Annotated in this window: 18 protein-coding genes and 3 pseudogenes; 10 read left to right on the plus strand and 11 right to left on the minus strand. The window is 67.5% G+C overall.

Annotated elements, in window-relative coordinates; all coding sequences use genetic code 11:
- Positions 1–303: 303 nt before the first annotated feature.
- Entirely contained in the window at positions 304–1,569 is a 1,266-nt protein-coding gene (locus NBY65_RS33840) for a hypothetical protein (RefSeq protein WP_284347514.1), read from the plus strand.
- A gap of 97 nt (positions 1,570–1,666) precedes the next feature.
- Here NBY65_RS33840 and NBY65_RS17685 read toward each other — a convergent pair whose 3' ends face one another.
- The 3 genes from NBY65_RS17685 to NBY65_RS17695 form a co-directional block, all read right to left on the minus strand.
- Positions 1,667–1,822, minus strand: a complete 156-nt coding sequence (locus tag NBY65_RS17685; RefSeq protein ID WP_162530739.1) for a hypothetical protein — start codon at positions 1,820–1,822, stop codon at positions 1,667–1,669.
- A gap of 144 nt (positions 1,823–1,966) precedes the next feature.
- Positions 1,967–2,191 (minus strand): hypothetical protein, encoded by a 225-nt coding sequence (locus NBY65_RS17690; RefSeq protein WP_150043067.1) that lies wholly within the window; start codon positions 2,189–2,191, stop codon positions 1,967–1,969.
- Between the two features lie 313 nt (positions 2,192–2,504).
- Complete coding sequence (locus NBY65_RS17695; protein WP_150043066.1) at positions 2,505–2,726, minus strand: ferritin family protein; 222 nt, start codon at positions 2,724–2,726, stop codon at positions 2,505–2,507.
- Positions 2,727–3,555: 829 nt separating this feature from the next.
- Between NBY65_RS17695 and NBY65_RS17700 the strand changes: the two genes are divergently transcribed.
- The 3 genes and pseudogenes from NBY65_RS17700 to NBY65_RS17710 all read left to right on the plus strand — a co-directional run.
- Positions 3,556–4,602 carry a TRAP transporter substrate-binding protein gene (locus NBY65_RS17700; protein ID WP_162530738.1) on the plus strand — a complete coding sequence of 349 codons (1,047 nt, stop codon included), beginning with the start codon at positions 3,556–3,558 and terminating at the stop codon, positions 4,600–4,602.
- 121 nt (positions 4,603–4,723) lie between these two features.
- Positions 4,724–7,249: an EAL domain-containing protein gene (locus NBY65_RS17705; protein ID WP_162530737.1), complete on the plus strand. Its 2,526-nt coding sequence runs from the start codon at positions 4,724–4,726 to the stop codon at positions 7,247–7,249.
- 20 nt (positions 7,250–7,269) lie between these two features.
- Positions 7,270–7,380, plus strand: a pseudogene (locus tag NBY65_RS17710) (transposase); the annotation flags it as partial.
- A gap of 145 nt (positions 7,381–7,525) precedes the next feature.
- Here NBY65_RS17710 and NBY65_RS17715 read toward each other — a convergent pair.
- From NBY65_RS17715 to NBY65_RS17730, 4 genes are all read right to left on the minus strand, one after another.
- Positions 7,526–7,972 carry a response regulator transcription factor gene (locus NBY65_RS17715; protein WP_162530731.1) on the minus strand — a complete coding sequence of 149 codons (447 nt, stop codon included), beginning with the start codon at positions 7,970–7,972 and terminating at the stop codon, positions 7,526–7,528.
- A 160-nt stretch (positions 7,973–8,132) separates the two neighbouring features.
- Positions 8,133–8,507 (minus strand): hypothetical protein, encoded by a 375-nt coding sequence (locus tag NBY65_RS17720; RefSeq protein WP_150043063.1) that lies wholly within the window; start codon positions 8,505–8,507, stop codon positions 8,133–8,135.
- 157 nt (positions 8,508–8,664) lie between these two features.
- The gene (locus NBY65_RS17725) at positions 8,665–9,171 is read right to left on the minus strand and encodes a hypothetical protein (RefSeq protein ID WP_203330623.1); all 507 of its coding nucleotides are present in this window, start codon (positions 9,169–9,171) and stop codon (positions 8,665–8,667) included.
- Between the two features lie 314 nt (positions 9,172–9,485).
- Positions 9,486–10,103 (minus strand): hypothetical protein, encoded by a 618-nt coding sequence (locus tag NBY65_RS17730; RefSeq protein WP_250265691.1) that lies wholly within the window; start codon positions 10,101–10,103, stop codon positions 9,486–9,488.
- 55 nt (positions 10,104–10,158) lie between these two features.
- Between NBY65_RS17730 and NBY65_RS17735 the strand changes: the two genes are divergently transcribed.
- The 3 genes from NBY65_RS17735 to NBY65_RS17745 all read left to right on the plus strand — a co-directional run bounded on the left by NBY65_RS17735 (position 10,159) and on the right by NBY65_RS17745 (position 12,747).
- On the plus strand, positions 10,159–10,575 hold the full coding sequence (locus NBY65_RS17735; RefSeq protein ID WP_150043062.1) for a hypothetical protein: 417 nt from the start codon (positions 10,159–10,161) through the stop codon (positions 10,573–10,575).
- A 133-nt stretch (positions 10,576–10,708) separates the two neighbouring features.
- Positions 10,709–11,428, plus strand: a complete 720-nt coding sequence (locus NBY65_RS17740) for a C39 family peptidase (RefSeq protein WP_150043061.1) — start codon at positions 10,709–10,711, stop codon at positions 11,426–11,428.
- A gap of 212 nt (positions 11,429–11,640) precedes the next feature.
- The gene (locus NBY65_RS17745; RefSeq protein ID WP_150043060.1) at positions 11,641–12,747 is read left to right on the plus strand and encodes a transporter; all 1,107 of its coding nucleotides are present in this window, start codon (positions 11,641–11,643) and stop codon (positions 12,745–12,747) included.
- Between the two features lie 15 nt (positions 12,748–12,762).
- On the opposite strand, the gene NBY65_RS17750 is transcribed toward NBY65_RS17745, so the two are convergent.
- From NBY65_RS17750 to NBY65_RS34080, 3 genes and pseudogenes are all read right to left on the minus strand, one after another.
- Positions 12,763–13,428 (minus strand): response regulator transcription factor, encoded by a 666-nt coding sequence (locus tag NBY65_RS17750; RefSeq protein WP_162530736.1) that lies wholly within the window; start codon positions 13,426–13,428, stop codon positions 12,763–12,765.
- A 540-nt stretch (positions 13,429–13,968) separates the two neighbouring features.
- Positions 13,969–14,892: a putative bifunctional diguanylate cyclase/phosphodiesterase gene (locus tag NBY65_RS17755; protein WP_150043058.1), complete on the minus strand. Its 924-nt coding sequence runs from the start codon at positions 14,890–14,892 to the stop codon at positions 13,969–13,971.
- A 25-nt stretch (positions 14,893–14,917) separates the two neighbouring features.
- Positions 14,918–15,193 (minus strand): annotated as a pseudogene (locus NBY65_RS34080) (diguanylate cyclase domain-containing protein); the annotation flags it as partial.
- Between the two features lie 471 nt (positions 15,194–15,664).
- On the opposite strand from NBY65_RS34080, the pseudogene NBY65_RS34085 reads away from it, so the two are divergent.
- The 3 genes and pseudogenes from NBY65_RS34085 to NBY65_RS17775 form a co-directional block, all read left to right on the plus strand.
- Positions 15,665–16,033: pseudogene (locus NBY65_RS34085) on the plus strand (diguanylate cyclase domain-containing protein); the annotation flags it as partial.
- An 85-nt stretch (positions 16,034–16,118) separates the two neighbouring features.
- Positions 16,119–16,673 (plus strand): EAL domain-containing protein, encoded by a 555-nt coding sequence (locus NBY65_RS17770; RefSeq protein WP_203330620.1) that lies wholly within the window; start codon positions 16,119–16,121, stop codon positions 16,671–16,673.
- Between the two features lie 96 nt (positions 16,674–16,769).
- Positions 16,770–17,306 carry a response regulator gene (locus NBY65_RS17775; RefSeq protein WP_239002944.1) on the plus strand — a complete coding sequence of 179 codons (537 nt, stop codon included), beginning with the start codon at positions 16,770–16,772 and terminating at the stop codon, positions 17,304–17,306.
- Positions 17,307–17,311: 5 nt separating this feature from the next.
- On the opposite strand, the gene NBY65_RS17780 is transcribed toward NBY65_RS17775, so the two are convergent.
- The gene (locus tag NBY65_RS17780; RefSeq protein ID WP_150043057.1) at positions 17,312–19,981 is read right to left on the minus strand and encodes a PAS domain S-box protein; all 2,670 of its coding nucleotides are present in this window, start codon (positions 19,979–19,981) and stop codon (positions 17,312–17,314) included.
- Between the last annotated feature and the right edge of the window lie 217 nt (positions 19,982–20,198).

A 20,198-nucleotide genomic window follows, 5' to 3' on the forward strand; every position in this document is an offset into this window, starting at 1 on the left:
CGTCCGCGTGTTCATGCCGATGCCATGTCATTCGCATTCCACCCAAATATCCCCCATGTCTGCGTTTTTTGCGGAGCCATCTGCGGTTGGCCCGGTTTCATTCTACCGTAAATTTACGCTGTCGCAATTGCTGCTCGCCCCAGGGTTGGCTGATGGGCCTTTCGGCCTCTGTAACTTAAGGTTGAAAATTTCGGTATATTGCTCGCCGGCATGGATATTGGGTATTTATGTAGACAACACACAAACGCGGGGCAGCCTTCGTGCTGAGGGGGGCGGGCAGTGGAGCATTCAACTCCAAATGACGTGAGACGGGCCCTGGCCGCCTTCGGGCAGCAGGATTTTCCGTACCGTCGGTTTCCAGGTTTCACGGCACCGCCGGCCGGCGGCGTGACCGGCACCGAAGCGCCGGGCGGTGCGGTGCCTCGCCCGGATCCGGCCGCTGCGCCCTGGCAGGGCCTGCGTGCCGCCCCCGCGCCTGACCGCCCCGGGCCGTCCCCCAGGGTGGTCCTGCCGTTTCCGCATGTCGCCGCCGCCCCGGAGCGGCGCACGGCCTTCGTGCCGAGGCCGGCCAACGAAAACGCCCTGTCGCCGACGGGGTGCGCCGGGGGGGGCGAGGTTGCATCCTGGTTGCCGGATTTCTGCCGGGATCCGGTGATGTGCCAGCCGCTGGCGGCGTCGGCTGCGGCGCCCTGGCTGGCGGGGGTGGGCGGGGCCGTGGCGGCCATGCCGGTGCCGCATCTGGCACCCCAGCAAGCCATGCCGGCACCCCAGCCGGTAGCATCGCCGGCGGTCGCGCCCTGGTTGGCGGCCTTGCGCGACGGGTCGGTTGCCGTGGCGCGGCAGCAAGCCATGCCGGCAGCCCAGCCGGTAGCATCGCCGGCGGTCGCACCCTGGCTGGTGGCCTTGCGCGACGGGCCGGTCGCCGTGGCGCGGCAGGAAGCCGTGCCGGCAGCCCAGCCGGTAGCATCGCCGGCGGTCGCACCCTGGCTGGTGGCCTTGCGCGACGGGCCGGTCGCCGTGGCGCGGCAGGAAGCCGCGCCGGCAGCCCAGCCGGTAGCATCGCCGGCGGTCGCGCCCTGGCTGGCGGCCTTGCGCGACGGGCCGGTCGCCGTGGCGCGGCAGGAAGCCGCGCCGGCAGCCCAGCCGGTAGCATCGCCGGCGGTCGCGCCCTGGCTGGCGGCCTTGCGCGACGCGCCGGCCGTCGTGGCGCGGCAGGAAGCCGTCGCGCTGCCCCAGGCGGCATCGCCGCCGGCGGTCGCGCCCTGGCTGGCAGGGGCGTGCGAGGCGCCGCCCATCATGTCGCCACCCATCGTGTCGCCGCAGCAGGCCGCGCCGTTGCCGCCACGGGAAACCGCACCGCCAGTGGCTCCGGCCGGGGCGCGCGGCCGTGGCAGGATCGCGGCCAGTCCACGCCAGGATGCCAGTCCACTCCAGGATCCGGGCGGCGAGGCCCTGGGTGCCATGTTCCGCCGTTTGGCGCTGATGGCGGCCGGCGCGAGGCCGGATCCGATGCTTCAGCCGCCCTTGCGGCAGAGCATGCCGTCCCGGACGGCGCCGCCGGAGAGGTAAGGCGGGGCGGTGGCGACGATTGCGTCGCTGCCGCGACCGCTCATGCGGCCGGGGGGCGCGTGCCTGGGGACCGGGCCGGGCGCGTCAGGGAAAAAATTCACAAGAAGAGGACGGCGTCCAGCTCCGCCTCATCCGCGTTCTCGGCGGCGGCGATCGCCATCGACTCATAGAACTCCGCGAGATCCAGGAATCTCGAGCGGATGCAATCGTCCAGATGCGCCTTCGCCATGCTGCGCAGTCGGGTACCCTCCATCAGGCAGGACATCGGGACCGGGTGTGGAGTGGAAGTCGTTCTGGTGAACATGACAATATCGCTTTGTTAAGCATTTATGATTATTCATTATATGCATCTTTGAACCCTGTGACTGAAGGGGAGAATTGTCGAAAAATATCAGGATCATTTTGTGAACTTCATCTTATGATTGATAATTTCGGCAGATCCCCTTGATGCGGCCTGATAAATCGAAGGCGGCGTGGCCGGCGCCCCGGCTGAGGGGAAACCGGGAGGCGTGTTGCGCCAGGCCGCGCGGATCATTGATGCGATCCGCCAGGGTTGATTGCCGGCGGGAATGGGGATGCAAAAAGCGCAAACAGTTGGTGCCATGAAAAAATCCAGTGCCATGCGTGGCGCAACTGCGCATCTGGATTGATTTCGAAATTCCGGCATCAACGCTGAATGTACAGCCCGGCAGGCCCGGTATTATCGGGCTGGCTTGACGGGGTACGGAATTATGGAAAAATGGCGGTCCCTCACAGGGACCGCCAAGTCTTAGGGAGGAAACTTCCAGAAAGGCAACGCAGCTGCCGCGGCGTTACCAGGTTCCAGTATGAAGCATGGGACGCCGACTGGAAGAAAAATTTTGTGCAGTGCGGCAGAACTCAGCACAAGATGCCGCGGGTGCGGCAGGCTGGCCACACCCCCTGCCTCCATGGCCTCAGGCGGCGCCCCGGCCCCCCGCCACCACCCGCCATTTCGCCCTGGAGAGTTCCGCCGCGGTGCGCAGCAGGATCTCGCGTGTCGGCTCGTCGGGTGCGATCCTGGCCAGCTTGCGCAACCCCGTGGCGGAAATGACCAGGCCCAGCCGGGCGTCCACGCATCGCTCTTGTGCGGTGACGCCGGCGACGTCGCACAGCAGCTTCAGGGATGGCGGTTTCATGGCCGGTCCCTCCCCACGGCGTTGGCCTGGCCGGACGGGGGCGTGGCCTGAAAGGCGGTGGGCCGCGGCGCAACGGGAGAAAGTGCCCCCCCGGCCGCCGCGATCCGTCGTGTCGCGGCCTTTGCCGCAGCATCATTGTCGTCCAGCTTCAGGGGGAGCCTGTGGCCGGCCATGCACGGATTCTCCGTAACGTTGTTCGGCAGTGTCTTCTGGTCACGTGAGCGTGGCCATGACGGCGGCCCTCAATAGAGAAAAATATCCACGTTCCCAATATAACCATGTCAGTCGGCGAAGATTTCGCGGCCGTTGTGTTATTGGTGCAACAGTTCATTGATAACTGTTATGTCTTTGCTCTTGTCTTGGCTTTTTCGTTCGTTGCACTTGCCTGGAATGGGAACGAACGCCACGCTGGAGGCGGCGTGGCGAAGCCGCGGGCATGGGGCGGCCCGCGCCGGGAACATCGATCCGACGTTGATTTTCTGATGATGCAATGTCTGCTTGAGATATTATAAAGGATCCCGAGGCGCACAATGACCATAAATGCGAGAAAAATACAAATCATAAAGGATAATATATATCAATGATTGCAGCGTTGCACATTAACGGATTCGCTGCGGGTGGATCGGGCACTGCTTCCGACGGACCGGTTGTTGTTCTGTCAGAAATTATTCTGACATCCTTGGGCCGGGCTGGCTGATGTGAGTGTGGTGGTGCCGGGGGATCGTTGCCCTGCGGTTTCCGGCGGCTCCGCCGGGCCTCGCACGCCGATGCCCGGCTGCATCCGGCCCGGCCCGGCGCGGCGGGGGGCGCTGCGATGAAGGGGAAGGCGATGAATGTGATCAGGCTGGCCGTGGCGGTGGTGGCTGGCATGGCGTGGGGTGGGGCTGTCCTGCCGGCCGGCGCGGTTTCCCCCGCTGTCATCGATATCGCCAGCACCTTCCCCGGCAGCATGCCGATCCTGGGGGATGCTGCCCATGGCCTGGCCCGGCGGGTCGCGCAGGTCTCCGGGGGCGAGCTGGCGCTGGCCTTCCACGAGCCGGGCGAGCTGGTACCGGCCGCGGACACGGTGCGGCGGGTGGCCGACGGCACCATTCCGGCGGCCTGGGCCGGGGCGGGCTGGTTCGCGCCCGGGGACAGTGCCTATCACATGTTTTCCTCGGTGCCCTTCGGCCCGGGCATCGGCGAGTACCTGGCCTGGCTGTATCACGGTGGCGGGCTGGAGCTCGCGCGCGAGATGTTCCATCGCGAGGGCGTGCACAACATCCCCTGCATCCTGATTCCGCCGGAAGCGTCGGGATGGTTCCGCAAGGAGATCTCGACGGTCGCCGACCTGCGGGGCCTGCGCATGCGGTTCTTCGGCCTGGGCGCGCGGGTGATGGAGAAGCTCGGGGCCACGACCTATCAGTTGCCGCCGGGCGAGATCCTGCCGGCGATGCAGCAGGACCGGATCGATGCGGCCGAGTTCTCGCTGCCCTCGCTCGACCAGCCGCTGCAGCTCTACACCGCGGCCCGCTTCTATTATTTCCCCGGCTGGCACCAGCAGGCGACGTTCTTCGACCTCTATGTCAACAAGTCCCTCTGGGAGCGGTTGCCCTTGCGCCACCAGGCGCTGCTGGAAACGGCCTGCGGCGAGGCGATGCGCGATTCCATTGCCGCGGGCGAGGCGGCGCAGTGGCAGGCGATGAAGGAGATGCAGGCCGAGGGGGTCAGGCTGAAGCGTTGGCCGCCGGCGATCCTGGTTGCCTTCGAGAAGGCCTGGAACGAGGTGGTCACCGAGGAATCGGCAAAGAACCCGAATTTCGCCCGCGTCTACGCCTCCTATGCCGAATTCCGTGCCAACTACGCGATCTGGAAGCATTTCAGCAACATGCAGTAGGCGGCGCCGGTGGTCGTGTCTCGGTCATGAGCCTGCCTGAATGGGATCCAAGGGCTTTGCCCTTGGCCAGGTTCAGGGGCGGAGCCTCTGGTGGGGTTCGGGGCAACGCCCCGACGCGCCGATGACGCATCCCCGCCGGTCCCCGCAACGCGTCAGCATCAGCTTCAAGCTGATGGCGGCGTTCGGCCTGGCGTTGTCGCTGATCGTCGGCATGGGGGTCTTCGGCCTGGCGCAGTTGCACAAGGTGAATCGCTTCGCCAATGCGATCCGCACCGTGCAGTTGCCGCAGATCGAGACGCTGGAGCAGATCAGGCGCTGGACCTCCGAGCATCGGCTGCTGGCCACGCGGCAGGTACAGACCACGGAGTTCCGCCAGCTCGCGGAGATCGCCACCGAGATCGAGGCGAGCCAGAAGCTGATCGCCGCGGCCGAGGCGAAATACCTGGCCTCGGCGCCGACGCCGCAGGAGCGGGCGCTGTTTTCCATCTTCCGGCGGCTGTGGGAGGCGTATGGCCAGGCGTTGGCCTCGGTGCAGGCCCGGCTGGAGAATGGCGAGCTGGCGGCGGCCAGCGCGGAATTCGACAGGGCGGTGCTGGGCACGTTCGAGAATGCCGCGCGCCGGCTGGAAGACCTGATCGGCATCACCAAGGAAGCGGCGCGGCAGGCGGCGGAGGATGCCGCCGCGGTCTATCGCTGGGCGATCCTGCTCACGCTTGGCTGCATCGTCGCCGCCACCGTGCTGACCTCCATCGTCATCCTGTGGATTTCCAGCGATGTCAGCATGCCGCTGCTGCGCATCGCCGAGGCGATGCGCCGGCTGGCCGAGGGGCAGGACGACGTGCCGCTCGATGACCGGCCGCAGCGCCAGGACGAGATCGGCGTGCTGATGGAGGCGGTCGCCGGCTACCGCGACGCGCTGGCGAGCAGCCGGCGCTTCTCGGCCGAGGCGCGGCTGGAGCACCATCGCCTGCAGGCGGCGATCAGCAACATGCCGCTCGGGCTGTCGATGTTCGATGCCGGGGAGCGGCTGATCATCTGCAACGAGGCCTATGCCGCCCTCTACGGCCTGCCGGCGTCGCTGACGCGGCCCGGCACGACGCTGGAGGCGATCCTGCGCCAGGTCAACCGCACCCTGCTGGACGCCGAGGCGTCGGAGGCGGGCGTGCAGGAGGTCCTGGAACGCTACCGCGCCGAGCTGCGGCAGGGCGTCACGCGGTATCATGGGCGCCATCTGCGGGAGATGTCGGACGGGCGCACCATCAGCGTCATCCTGCACGTGATGGCGGGGGGCGGCTGGGTGGCGGTGCATGAGGACGTGACCGAGCGGCACAGTGCCGAGCGGCGTATCCGCCACATGGCGCGCCACGACGCCCTGACCGACCTGCCCAACCGGGTGCTGTTCCGCGAGCGGATCACCGAGGCGCTGGCGGCGGGGGGAGAGGGGGAGCGGGTGGCGGTGCTCTGCCTCGACCTCGATCATTTCAAGGACGTCAACGACACGCTCGGCCATCCGGTGGGGGACCGGCTGCTGCAGGCGGTGGCGGCGCGGCTGCGCGAGTGCGTGCGCATGACCGACACCGTCGCCCGGCTCGGCGGCGACGAGTTCGCGATCATCCAGCGCGGCGCGCCGCAGCAGCCGCAGGCGGCCGCCGCGCTGGCAGTGCGGCTGATCGAGACGATTGGCGCCCCCTACCAGATCGACGGGCACCGGTTGGTGATCGGCACCAGCGTCGGCATCGCCGTTGCCCCGGAGGGATCAACGGAGCCGGACGAGATCCTGAAGAACAGCGACATGGCGCTGTATGCGGCGAAGGCAGGCGGCCGCAGCAATTTCTGCCATTTCGACCCGGAGATGGAGCAGCGCCTGCAGTCGCGCCGCCGGCTGGAGACCGATCTGCGCCAGGCGGTCGAGACCGGCGCCTTCGAGATGCGCTACCAGCCGGTGGTGGATGTCACCCGCAACCGCGTCACCGGCTTCGAGGCGCTGCTGCGCTGGCGCCATCCCGAGCGTGGGCTGCTGCCGCCATCGGAGTTCCTGCAGGTCGCCGAGGAGATCGGCGCCATCGTGCCGATCGGGATGTGGGTGCTGCAGCACGCCTGCCACGACGCGGCGCTGTGGCCGGACGGGGTGAAGGTCGCCGTGAACATCTCGCCCCGCCAGTTTCGCGGGCAGGATCTGCGGGAAGTGGTGGCCGGGGCGCTGTGGGCCGCCGGCCTGCCGCCGCAGCGGCTGGAGCTGGAGATCACCGAGACCGCGCTGCTCGCCGACAGTGACGCCACCTTCGACCTGCTGCACCGGCTGCGCGCCAGCGGCGTCGGCATCGCCATGGACGATTTCGGCACCGGCTATTCCAGCCTGAGTCATGTGCGCCGCTTTCCCTTCGACCGCATCAAGCTCGACCGTTCCTTCGTCGCCAGCATGGACAGCGATGCCGGCTCGCTCGCGGTGATCCGCGCCGTCGCCGGGCTTGGCGCCAATCTCGGCATGGCCATCACGGCGGAGGGGGTGGAGACGGAAGGGCAGGTCGAGCGGCTGCGGGCCGAGGGATATCACGAGCTGCAGGGCTATTATTTCGGGCGGCCATCCCCCGCCGAGGCGGTGCCCGGGATCATCCTCCGCCCCCAGGGGGCGCGGGCGGCGGCCTGATGCCGCTCATAACTGCCTGCGGCGGCAACAAGCGAACCGTCGACATCCACGCCGTGGTGAACGGGGTGATGTACGTGCTGAGCACCGGCTGCCAGTGGGCGGTGCTGCCGAAGGACCTGCCACCGCGCAGCATGGCTGGTGGGACACCACCCCGGAACCCGACAAAAGCCGCCTTGTGGGCAGACCCGATGAAGCAGGAACCAGCCCGGCGAAACCTGGGAACCTCGGGGCTTCACCTCCGAGAGGATGTCAGGGTGCCGTGGCCGGCAGCCGCGCTCAGCGTGGCGCCGGTGGTTCCGCGCGCCTGGCGGTGGCGACGATCACCCGCAGCGTCGCGATCAGCAGCGTCGTGCCAAGGGATGCCGGGAAAATTCCCCGCAGGCCGCCTTGCAGGGTCTCCGAAATCGTCAACGCCTCGTTGCGTTCACAGATCATGAGAATGGGCCGCTTGGGGAAATGCGCGGCAACCCGTTGCAGATCCGCCTCCAGATCGACCGTGGCGGCGCACCGGTGCATGGCATAGAAAAGGACGATATCGAGCGCCGCGCGCTCCTGTGCTGCTTCGCCGCAGTCCGCGACACTGTGGATTTCGAAGTCAGGCGCGCTGGACATCAGAAGCTGTGCGAGGCAATCACGCCTCAACCTGACCGGGTCGATCAGCAGCGCGCAGATTCGGCGGGACGGCCCTGCGTGGAAGAACGGCTGTCTGTCGCTGCCCTTCATCAGGGTACGCGGGGACTGTCCGCGCGGCGAAGCTGTCCCGCCGGAATCCGCGCGTGGCGCCGGTGCAGCCACGCGCGGGCCGGATTGTGCCTCGTTCGCAAAGTCACCTTGTCCGGCGCGGCATGACGGAGCCGCCGGATCGTATGTGCGACGGCCGTCCTCATTTGATTGCAGATGGCAGGGTGGGGCCAAGCTGTAATCCGGACACGCCGGGTATTTCTAGGATGGGTGAGGGAACGACGCCCGGCAGGCCCAGGCCTCCGTCCGGCGCCGATAGCGACTGCGGGGCGATGGACAGGCCGTTCACTCCCCCACCGGCACCGTTGCCCCGGTTGCTGCCGATGCCGTTGTTGCCGTGATTGCTGCCTGAATTGTAGTTCCCGTTGTTGTCTCCGTAATTGGCATTGCCGTTGCCGTCGCCACGGTTGCCGTTGCCGTTGCCATTGCCGACATTGCCGTTGCCGTTGCCGTTGCCGGCTCCGCCCTGGACCTGGCCAAGTTGTACGTCGCTCAGGCGCTGCGCCGCGTCCGCCATGGCGAGAGTGCTTGCGGACCACCCGAGAAGGGCGACACCGCAAAGAAACGCCCTGTTCAAGCCTCGACCTCCTGCGCCGATGCCAGGCATACCGCCCTGCCAGGCCACAAGATGGGACATCCGCCGGCGGCGGCGGTTGAAGCGGCGTCAAAACGGATCAGGGATGGCTGTTCCCATTGCCGTTCGCATTGCCATTGAAAGATCCGATATTGCCATTTCCGTTGTATAGCCCGCCGTTAATGTTGCCATTGAAGGCACCTATGTTGCCGTTGCCGCTGGTCGGGCTGGTATTTCCCTGTCCATTGAAGGCGCCGATGTTGTTGCTGCCCCCATTGGCGTAGCCCATGTTACCATTCGCATCCGGCAGGCCGTTGCCGTTGCCGTTGCCGTTGCCGGTACCGATATTGCCGTTGCCGTTGGTGTTGCCGTTCACGGTCCCGACATTGCCGTTGCCGTTGCCGTTGCCGTTGCCGACACCGGTATTGCCGTTGCCGTTGCCATTGCCGTTGAGCGCGCCGGTATTGCCGTTGCCGTTGCCGTTGCCGCTGCCAACGCTGAGACCCGCGGCAATCTGATCCAGGGCGCCGTCGGGGAGCTTCAAGGGAACCGCCATGGCGGCGGAACCGGCCCAAAGCGCGATAACGGAGATAACAATCGCCCTCATGCATCACCCCTTATCGGAGCCATCGGGTTTGGCCAGGTTCGGCACGGGTGCCGTGACCGCTCCCAATCGGGTCCAGAATACTATTGAATGTGCTTTGGTCCTGACCATTCGGCGAAAAGTGGTAGATGGTCCTGCGAACATCTCGGGCCCGGGAGTTCCCCTCACTGTCGTCCTTGTCAGGGGTCCACCGTGCCAGGGGCAATGGCCAACCGGACCAGCCAACAGGCTGCTGCGGCACGGGCAAGGCCGCCCCCGATCTGGTCGGAAAGCGGCTTTGCCGCGCCGTCGCCTATGCAGACATGCGCGTGCCTGCCTTATCGGTTGCCGTTGCCGTTGCCGTTGCCGCTGCCGGCGCCGATATTCCCGTTGCCGTTGCCGTTGCCGTTCAGCCCGCCCCAGTTGCCGTTGCCGTTGCCGTTGCCATTCAGCAGGCCCCAGTTGAGGTTGCCGTTGCCGTTGCCGTTGCCGTAGCCGATGTTGAAGTTGCCGTTGCCGTTGCCGTTGAGCGCGCCGCTGTTGCCGTTGCCGTTGCCGTTGCCATTGCCGACGCCGATATTGCCGTTGCCGTTGCCGTTGCCGCTGCCGATGGCGCCCGCAGTGGACTGATCAAGCTGGGTGTCGTTCAGCTTGAGCGGAGCTGCCGACGCGACAGTGGCGAAAGAGAAGAGTGCAGCGGCCGCGAACAGGGCCAGCTTGGTGAACGGAGCTTTCTTCATTCCGGTATGTTCCTCATCCTGAATGCGGCGGCGACCCGTTATGCTGCCATTACGCCAACTCAAGGCAGATTTCCGGCCGCGCTCCGCAGAATTGGCGTGATGATCGCAACCTTGGCGTAACGCCATGACTGTGTCAGCTGCGACGCGGCGTGGAAATTCCACAATAGTCGTAAATAAAACTGGCAATGACCCCGCCGTCCCGGTCAGTGATTCCATCGTCCGGTGCGCGGCATGCTACCCACTCCTGCCAGGTGGCCTGACGTCCTCCGGCATGCCATCGTTTGCGGTTGAACGGCCGCTGCATTCATCGCACACCGCCACGGCGCTGCGCCCGGACGGCGGCACCGCCAGCGTGGCTGGGGGAGAGCCGATGACGCACACAGTCAAGATTGTGCTTTCACCGGAGGAGTGGAACGAGGCGGTCCGTGCGTCGGCGATCGCCATCGCGCCCTATTGCGACAAGGTCGAATCGCTTCCGTCCGAAACACTGGCCGAGTTGCTGCGCACCGTCATGATGACCGCCTTGTGGCGGCATCACGCCTGGCTCGCGGCACAGATGATCGGCGCCGTGATTTCGGCCGAGGAGACGAGCGAGCGCAGCTACCTTTTTCGCTTCCAGTCGGAACAGGACGCACGCCGGTTCCAGGCGGCGTTCGGGGGCAACGTGGTGGCGACGCCCGTCCAGTGACGGGGCCGGCCGGCTGGTAGTACGCCTTTTTGGGAATGTGACGCTGCCCGTGCCGGCGGGGAAGATGCACGGGCCATCGCCGTGCGGCCGCGCGATGGACGGAAACGTGTCCTGCCGCGGGTGTCCGATTGCCATGACAATGCGACGCTGGATGATCCGTGCCCTTCCCCTCGCGCTGCTCGCGGGATGCCATGGCGGCGAGGCCGTGCCGCAGGCGAAGGCCGTGCGCAGCCTGCTTGAAGCGCGCCAGCAGAACGTGGTGATTCAGAAATACGACCTCAGCTGCGGCGCGGCAGCGCTCGCGACCCTGCTGAAATACGGCCATGGCGAAGATGTCACCGAGCACGATGCCGCCGCCGGCATGTTGCGGCGGACCAGCATCGCGCTGGTGCAGCAGCGTCTCGGCTTCTCGTTGCTGGACCTCAAGCGCTTCGCGCAGACGCGCGGGTTCGAGGCGGACGGCTACGCCGAACTCACCCTTTCGGATCTCATCGACTTCGGCGCCGCGATCGTGCCGGTGAAGCTGCGGGGGTTCAACCACTTCGTCGTGTTCCGCGGCGTGCAGGGAGATCGGGTGCTGCTGGCCGACCCGGCCTTCGGCAACCGCACGATGCCGATCGCCAGGTTCGAGGATATCTGGCAGGGGAGGATCGGCTTTTTGCTGCGCCGCACCGACGGGCATCCTTCGCCGAACCTGCTGGCGGCCCGGCCTTCGGATTTCTGGGCCTCCAGCGGCCCGCTGCGGGTGGCATCGCCGAAGCCGGTGCAGACGGCCCCCGCCGATGCTCTGGCCACCGCGGCGGGCGCCAGGGCAAGGCCGGATCATCCCACGCCGCAGGCCCCGGGGGGCTGACCGGATCCGGCAGCGGGGCAGCCCATTCACGAAATTGTGCCGCCAATATAAGTTGGTGATTAATTACTGCCCGCTTATGGTTGGCAGGGCCGTAATAATACTTCGACCCGGGTGGAATCACCAATTCTATGGTCCGAAGATATACTGGTGGAATTGCCACTGCGTTACTGCTCTGGCCGGTTATGGCAGGCGCCCAATCGACACCAGAGCAATTGCTGCGTGAAATCCAGCGGCGTGACGCCCTCATCGAGCAGCTCACCCGTCGGGTCGAAGCACTCGAACGGGCGCGCCCGGCCACGGCCGCCGCGCCAACAGCCGCCGCGCCCGCCCGCCCCCCGCCGAACGGAGGAAAGCCGCGCACCGCCACGGCGCCCCCCGCGCCCCCACCCGCCCCGCCAGCCGCGGAACCGGCAGCGGCGCAGGATCGCGCGAAGCCGGACGACACCCAGGAAGAGATGATCGCCCGTGCCCTGGAAAATACCCTGGTCGATCAGGGCGGCCAGCTTCTGCCGGCAGGAACGATGCAGATCGTCCCGGACCTACGCTATTCGTACCATAGCCTGACCCAACTCAGCTACGTCAACCTGGGAACCGGCATTCTGCCGGCGCCGGTGACGCAGCGGGTACGGCAGGACATGTTGCAGGCCGGCCTCGGTCTGCGCATCGGGCTGCCCTGGGAATCGCAGTTCGAAATTCGCGTTCCGTACGGCTGGAACAGCGGCCAGGCGACGTTCGGGGGCAGCATCACGCGGCACAGCACCCACACCGGGATCGGCGACGTCTCCATCGGTCTTTCCAAGCAGGTGCTGCACGAACACGGCCTGCTGCCGGATGTGCTGCTGAACCTGTTTTATTATGCCGGCACCGGAAGCTCGTCCTATTCGCAGAACCAGATCGCGACTTTTCCCTTCGCGGTGGGAACGGGCACCGGCTTTGACAGCCTGCAGGGAAGCATGACCCTGCTGAAGCGCCAGGACCCCCTGGTGTTTCTCGGCCAGATTTTCTACACGCACAACTTTCCGGGCAAGTTCAACGGTATCAGCACCTCGCTCGGTGATTCGGTGGGCGCGCGGGTCTCGACGCTTTTGGCGGCGAGCCCCGAAACGTCGCTGCGGCTTGCCTTCGATACGGTCTTCCAGTCGAAAGGCGAGTCGGCCGGACGGCCGATTCCCGGGTCCGATCAGGTGTTCTCGTGGCTGGAGATCGGGGCGGGCGTGGTGCTGAGCCCAAGGGTCTTCCTTGACGCGTCGGTGGGGATCGGATTGACGCAGGACACGCCCGATTTCAGGGTGATGCTCTCCATGCCAATCCGATTCTGAGGCAACGCCGTGGGATCAGGTTCCGACCGCGGTAACCGCGGCGGACCCCGCGCAGCTCACGTGCGTGAACAGGGCCACCTGGGTGCGGTTGGTGGCACGCAGCTTCTTCATAATGTTGCGGACGTGGACCTTGACCGTGCTCTCCGAAATCTGCAGCGCGTAGGCGATGACCTTGTTCGGCTTGCCTTCGCGCAGGAGCTGAAGGACATCCGTCTCGCGGGTGGTGAGAAGCATGTCGGGGCCGGTGGCCGGGCTGGCCGGTTCCGAGGGAGGCGGATCGACCGGCACGACGGATGGAACAAGGTGGCGGCTGATGATCTGTTCCGGCACGAAGGTGCCGCCGGCCAGCACGAGTTCGATCGCCGCCACCACGACCAGACGAGGCAGCGTCGTGGGCACGTAGCCTCGCGCCGCATGCCGGAACGCCGCCAGCATGCATTCGTGATCGTCGAGATCGGCAATCACGACGATCGGCGCAGGTCCGTATCGGGAACGAATGAGGTCGAACTGGCGTATCACCGGCTCCTTATCGACCGGCGTGGCCCTGGCATAGACCAGCACGAGGTCGGGCTGCTCCATCACGGCGATACTCGCATCCGGCACGCCTTCCACTCTGGCGCCGCCTGGGCGGCTGGCGACCATGTGAAGCAGACATTCGCGGGTGATGGCGATGGAGTCCACGACAAGAATTGTAGGACACTCCGTCTCGCATGAGCCTCTGTTTGGTTGCTGCGCTGAAATAGAAATCGCTCGTGGCCAAGATTGAAGCTGGGTCATATCGAACATATTCACCCTGCCGTGCTCCCGGTTATTTTTCTAACGGGCGGCTCTCTGAGCGGTGCGGGATTTTCTCCCACATCATTATGTGACGGCGCATTTATTGCTGCATTCGAGAGACTCACCAAAAACGCAATGAATCTCCAGCAGAAATAATATTTTTAATCTTCCCCAGCAAGCGCAGTTTGTGTTGCGACTGTTCACGTATAGTACAGATGTTTGCAACAAAATTATCTACGATTTCAGTCAATCAACTGCAGGTAAATCTATTTTTCTTGTGGATTAATATTCCTCAACTATACGCAAGTGAAGCCGGCGCGATGGACACCCAAAGGAGATCACGGCCGTTCAACGCCTGGGGACGAAAAGCAAGTTGAACAGGGTGGCGCTGCCCTCGCCGGGGGCGACACCTGGGCAAGATTGCACGGGCGATCGTCGGGCGTATCAGGCGGGCGGGGCGGCCGCGTCCCCGGCCGGGCGGGCCAGCAGGGCGGGGATCTCCCCGGCCGGGCGCGGCCGGCTGAACAGGTAGCCCTGCGCCTCGGCGCAGCCTTCCCGCGACAGGACGGCGAACTGCGTCTCCGTCTCCACCCCCTCGGCGGTGGTGGTCATGCCGAGGTCGGTGCACAGGGCGATCACCGCCAGCACGATGGCGATGCTGCGCGGCGAGGTCTCCAGTTCGCGGGTGAAGCCCCGGTCGATCTTGACCTTGTCGAAGGGAAAGCGCTGCAGATAGCTCAGGCTGGAATAGCCGGTGCCGAAATCGTCCATGGCGATGCGCACGCCAAGCCCCTTCAGCCGCCGCAGCGTGGCCAGGGTCGCCTCGGTTTCCTGCAGCATCACCGTCTCGGTGATTTCCAGCTCCAGCCGCGCCGGATCGAGGCCCGAGCGTTCCAGCGCGGCGGCGACGGCATCGACCAGCCCGCGATGGGTGAACTGCACGGAAGAGAGGTTCACCACGACCTTCGGGGCGCCCGGCCAGGTGGCGGCCTCGGCGCAGGCGCGCATCAGTACCCAGTCCCCGATCGGGACGATCAGGCCGGTTTCCTCGGCCAGCGGGATGAAGGCATCGGGTGGCACCAGGCCGCGTCCGGTGTGGCGCCAGCCCAGCAGCGCTTCCAGTCCGCCGGTACGGCGCGTGCGGATGTCGACGATCGGCTGGTAGAACAGCTCGAACTCGCCGGCGGCGACGGCATGGCGCAGGTCCGTCTCCAGGGCGCGGCGGGCCTGCATGCGCGCATCCATCTCCGGCTCGAAGAAGCGCCAGCAGCCCCGCCCGTCCGCCTTGGCACGAGAGAGCGCGATGTCGGCGCCGCGCACCAACTCGTCGGCGTCGCGCCCGTCGCCCGTCGCCGGGCGCCATGGCAATGCCGATACTGCCGCCGATGACGAGAGAGTGGCCCTGCAGGTCGAAGGGGCTGGCGAGGGCGGCGATCAGGCGGTCGGCGACGCCGGTTGCTTCCTGCGGCTGCTGCACCTTGCCCTTGATCACGGCGAACTCGTCGCTGCCGAGCCGGGCGAGGGTGTCGGTCTGGCACAATTCCGCCTGCAGCCGGGCGGTGACGGCGCGGAGCAGCGCATCGCCGGCCGGGTGGCCGAGCGTGTCGTTGACTTCCTTGAAACGATCGAGGTCGATCAGCAGCACGGCGAAGCCCTCGCCGCGCGGCACCCGCGCCAGCGCCGCCTGCAGCCTGTCGCGGAATAATGTCCGGTTGGGGGCAGGCCGGTCAGCGCGTCATGGTGCGCCATGTGGCGGATGCGGGCCTACGACCTGGAGAGCAGCCTTGTCCATTGCAGCGCCGAGGCACGGGCCATGTACGGCCTTCCGCCGGGTGAGGCGCCGCTGACCACGGAGCAATGGTGAGGCCCGCTGCTGCCCGAGGACCTGGAGCGATTGAAGACGGAGCTTGCCGCCACCGCGGCGGAGCGTGCCGCCGAGGGCAACGTGACCTACCGCGTCCGCCACGTGGTGGAGGGCACGCTGCGCCATTTCGAGGCGCGGGCCCGCTGGGAGTACGACGCCGAGGGACGGGCGCGTGGCGCCCACGGGGTGGTCATCGACGTCACCGAGCGCCGCGAGGCCGATGCCCATATCGCGCATCTCGCCCACCACGACGCGCTGACCGGCCTGCCCAACCGGGTGCTGTTCCGCGAGCGGCTGGACGAGGCGCTGGCGCGTCGTGGCTGGGGCTGCGCCGTCTGCCTGATCGACCTCGACCGCTTCAAGGAAGTCAACGACACGCTCGGCCATCCGGTGGGCGACGCGCTGCTGCGCGCCGTTGCCGCCCGACTGCAGGAGCTGCTGCGCGAGACCGACACGCTGGCGCGGCTCGGTGGCGACGAGTTCGCCGTCATCCAGTCCGACGTGGACCAGCCGCAGGACGCTACCGGCCTGGCCCGCCGGGTGGTCGAGGCGCTCGGCACGCCGTTCGAGCTGGAGGGCCACCAGGTCGTCATCGGCACCAGCATCGGCATCAGCCTCGCGCCGGCGGATGGGATCGATGCCGATGCGCTGCTCAAGGGGGCGGGCATGGCGCTGTATTGGGCCAAGGAGGACGGGCGTGGCTGCTGGCGCTTCTTCGAACCCGAGATGGATGCGCGCATGCAGCGCCGCCACCTGGCCGGGCTGCCCCCGCATCGCGGTGAATCTGTCTCCCGCGCAATTCGCGCATCGCGGGCTGGTCGACGCCGTCGCCGTGGCGTTGCAGTGCTCTGGCCTCGATCCGGCGCGGCTGGAGCTGGAAATCACCGAGACGGTGATGCTGCAGGACACGCAGGTGACGCTGGCCACGCTGCAGCGGCTGAAGGGCCTGGGCGTGCGCATCGCCATGGACGATTTCGGCACCGGCTATTCCAGCCTGAGCTGCCTGCAGCGCTTTCCCTTCGACAAGGTCAAGATCGACCGCAGCTTCACCCGCGGGCTGGAGGAGTCACCCCAGAGCAATGCCATCGTCCGCGCCGTGACCGGGCTGTGCATCGGGCTCGACATGACCACCACCGCCGAGGGGGTGGAGACCAAGGCACAGTTCCAGGTGCTGTTCCGCGAGGGCTGCGGCGAGGCGCAGGGCTACCTGTTCAGCCGGCCGTGCCCGGGCGCCGAGATCCCGGCGCTGCTGGCCCGGCTGGAGTCCGACCCATCATCCGCCTGAAACGGCAATCTCGACAATAAGCTCACTCGCAACCATCTGCAGGAGGCGCCCGAACGGCACCGGTGGGGCGCCGTCATCGCAATGGGGAGCGGTTCCATGGCATTCGATACGACGGTTGGCCCGGCCGACAAGGCGATGCCTGCCGGATGGCGTGTGCTGGTGGTGGAGGATCGCAGCCTGATTGCCGGCAAGGTCGTGCGGGTGCTGCAGGCGGCCGGCTGCATCCCGGTGGGCCCCATGCCCACCCTGGCGGCCGGCGAGGCGCTGGTGGGCACGGAACGGCTGGATGCCGCGGTGCTCGACATCGACCTGCGTGGCGAGGCCGTCTACCCGCTGGCCGAGCTGTTGCGCCGGCATGGGGTCCCGCTGCTGTTCCTGACCGGCTATGGCCAGGCGGCCCTCCCGCAGGCCTGGCAAGGGGTGCCGCTGGTCGCCAAGCCCTTCGAACCGGCGGTGTTGCTCGCGGCGCTGGGGCGCCTGCGCGCCGGCCAGCCGGCGCCGGTGGAAGAGACAGCCTGCCGCGAGACCAGTTCGGATATCGCCCTGCGCGCCTGGGACACGATCCGGCAAAGCCGCAACATCGTCATGGAAACACGCGTGCTGCGCGAGGTGAACCGGACGGAGCCGCAATAGGCTGGTCAGTCCGTTGCCACGCGGGCGGTGGCGAGCGGCAGCGTGATGCGGCAGCACACGCCATCCGCCCCGAACTCCAGCCGGCTCTCGGCGCCCAGGTCATAGGGCAGGCTGGTCTCGATCAGCTCGCGACCGAAGCCGCGATGCGTGCCGGCGGCGGCGGGCAGGGGGACGCCGTCCTCCCGCCATTCCAGGCACAAGTGCTGCGCGCCGCCGTTCTCCGGCACGTGCAACGTCCAGGACACCGCCAGCGATCCTCCCGCCCGGCCGAGCGCGCCATGCTTGACCGCGTTGGTGCTCAGCTCGTGCAGCGCCAGCGCCAGCAGTTGCACGCTGCGCCCCGGCAGCAGCACCGGCGGGCCGGCGACCTGCACCCGCCGGTCCGCCGCATCGACGCCATGCGCCAGCAGCTCCAGCCGCACCAGCTCGTCCAGCGTCACCGCCAGCGCGCCTTCCCCCGGCCGCGCCTCTTCCCCCGGCCGCGCCTCGCGCGAGAGCAGCGCCTGCACCCGTCCCAGCGCCGCCAGCCTTTCGTCGAAGCGCGTCTCGAAATCCTCCAGCGAAGCGCTGGTGGCCAGGGTGCGCCCGGCAATGCCGCCGACCACCGCGAGCAGGTTGCGGGTGCGGTGCTGCAGCTCGGCGAGCAGCAGCTTCTGTTCCTCCTGCAGCCGGCGCAGGTCGTCGACATCGGTGCAGGTGCCCAGCCATTCGACGATCTTCCCCATGGCATCGCGCAGCGGCAGCGCCTGGGTCTGCATCCAGCGATAGCGGTCCTCGCCGGCATGGCGCAGCCGGTGCTCGGCGCGGAAGCCGCCGCACGCCGCGGCCTGCCGCCACGCCGCCAGCACCGCGTCCCGGTCGTCCGGATGCACCGCCCGCAGCCAGCCATGGTCGAGGCTCGCCGTGGCGTCCTGTCCGGTCCAGGCGGTCCATTGCGGGCTTGTCCAGTTCCAGCCCCCGTCCTGGCCGGCGCGCCAGACCAGTTGCGGCACGCCTTCCACCAGGGTGCGGAACCGCGCCTCGCTCGCGCGCAGCGCCGTCTCGGCGCGCTTGCGGTCGTCGATGTCGATGCAGTACTCGACGATGGTGCGGTCGCCGAGGTCGCGTCCGGCGAACAGCATCCAGCGCCGTGACCCATCCTTGAGGAAATACTCCTTCTCGTACGGCCCGATGCGCCCGGTGGCGGCGAGGATTTCCAGTTGCCGCTCGCTTTCCCCGATCCATTCTGGCGGCGTCATGTGCCGCCAGGTCAGCCGGCGCGTCACGATCTCGACGCGGTCGTGGCCGGTCATGCGCAGGAACACGTCGTTGGCGCCGACCAGGGTGCCGGTCCAATCGAAGAACAGCACGCCGACGGCCTCGGTTTCCAGCACGCGCCGCAGCCGCTCCTCGCTCGCGCGCAGGGCCGCCTCGGTGCGCTTGAAGGCGTCGATGTCGGCCACCACCGCGCAGGCGCCGGTGATGCGGCCGCTGGCGTCGCGCAGCGGCTGCGCGGCCACGCGGGTCCAGGTCTCGTGGCCGTCATCCTGCGTGTACAGCATTTCGATTCCCGGCCGTACGGTGTCTCCCCGCAGCGCCCGCGCCCCCGGGAACTCCTCCCGCGCGAGGCGGCGCCCGTCGGGGTGATAGCCGCGCCAGCGCCACTGGCGGGCCTCGTCGCGCGAGGGCATCACCCCGCCCGGCATGAAGCGGCGCATCTCCTGGTTGGAGAGGACGAGGGTCCCGCGCGTGTCCATCACGCCGAGGCCGATCGGCAGGACCTCGAAGATCAGGGCCAGCCGTGCCTCGCTCTCGCGCAGCGCCGCCAGGGTGCGGACCAGGCCGCTTTGCAGGCGCATGGCCTGGCGCAGCAGGATCACCAGCACGACGCCGGCCGTGAGCAGCCCGTAGACGCGGCCGGCATAGAAGCCAAGCTGGTAGCGGCCGTTGACCAGGATGGCGCTGATCGCGAGGTCGATCAGCGCGGAGAGCAGCATCACCGCGAGCCAGAGATCCAGCACCCGCCGTCCGCGCGTGGACAGCACCAGCAGCGCCAGCGCCGTCAGATGCCCCGCCCAGGCGCCCAGCAGGAAGGCCCGCGTCGCCGGCGAGCGATAGACGCTGCCGGCCATCAACTCCGGCAGCAGGGACATGCCCGCGGTGGCGGCCAGGATCGCGGCCGCGGCGAGCCCGAGCATGGTCAGCATGGCCCGGCGGGTGACCCGCGGCGACGCGCCTGCCACGGTGCCCCCCCGCGGGTGCCGTTCCCGCCACGCCAGCGCGGCATAGGCGGCGACGAAGCCGGGGAACAGCCCGTGCCAGCCCACCCACAGCCAGGCCGGGGTTTGCGCGCCGCCGATCAGGCTGCCCGGGACGAAGGCATCGGGGAAGCTGAGCCCGTGCACCGCCGCCAGCAGCGCCGAGAACGCATAGCCGCAGGCGAGTGCGAGGAAGGAGCGTTCGCCCAGTTCGCGATACTGGCCATGCAGCAGTGCGGCGGTGATCAGGTCGAGGATCACGATCGCCGCGTTGCAGGTCGGGACGAAGGCCGGCACGGCAGCCAGTTGTTGCCCGGCGAACGGCGCGGTGGCGGCGAAGGCAAGCAGCAGCGCCGCCGCCATCGCCGCCGCGCCCCGTCGGTCCGACCGGCCTGCCGGCGCCGAGCCCAGCAGGGCTGCCTCGGCGGTCCGATCCATGCCCGCTGACTCCCGACTTGCCGGGATGCTGCCCGGCGGTTTCTGGGCCCCGATTATTAGCCCGAAGCCGGCCAGGGCAGGGAGGTGCCGGAAAATACCTGATGATAAGGTATATTTTTATTTTTGCCAAAATCTTTGCAAAAATCACGATCTGCCGCCCCTGGAAAAAGCGGGCAAGCGGCGCAATTTCGATCGATGGGGCAACCAACACGATAGA

It is taken from the genome of Rhodovastum atsumiense (assembly GCF_937425535.1).
Lineage (GTDB): Bacteria > Pseudomonadota > Alphaproteobacteria > Acetobacterales > Acetobacteraceae > Rhodovastum > Rhodovastum atsumiense.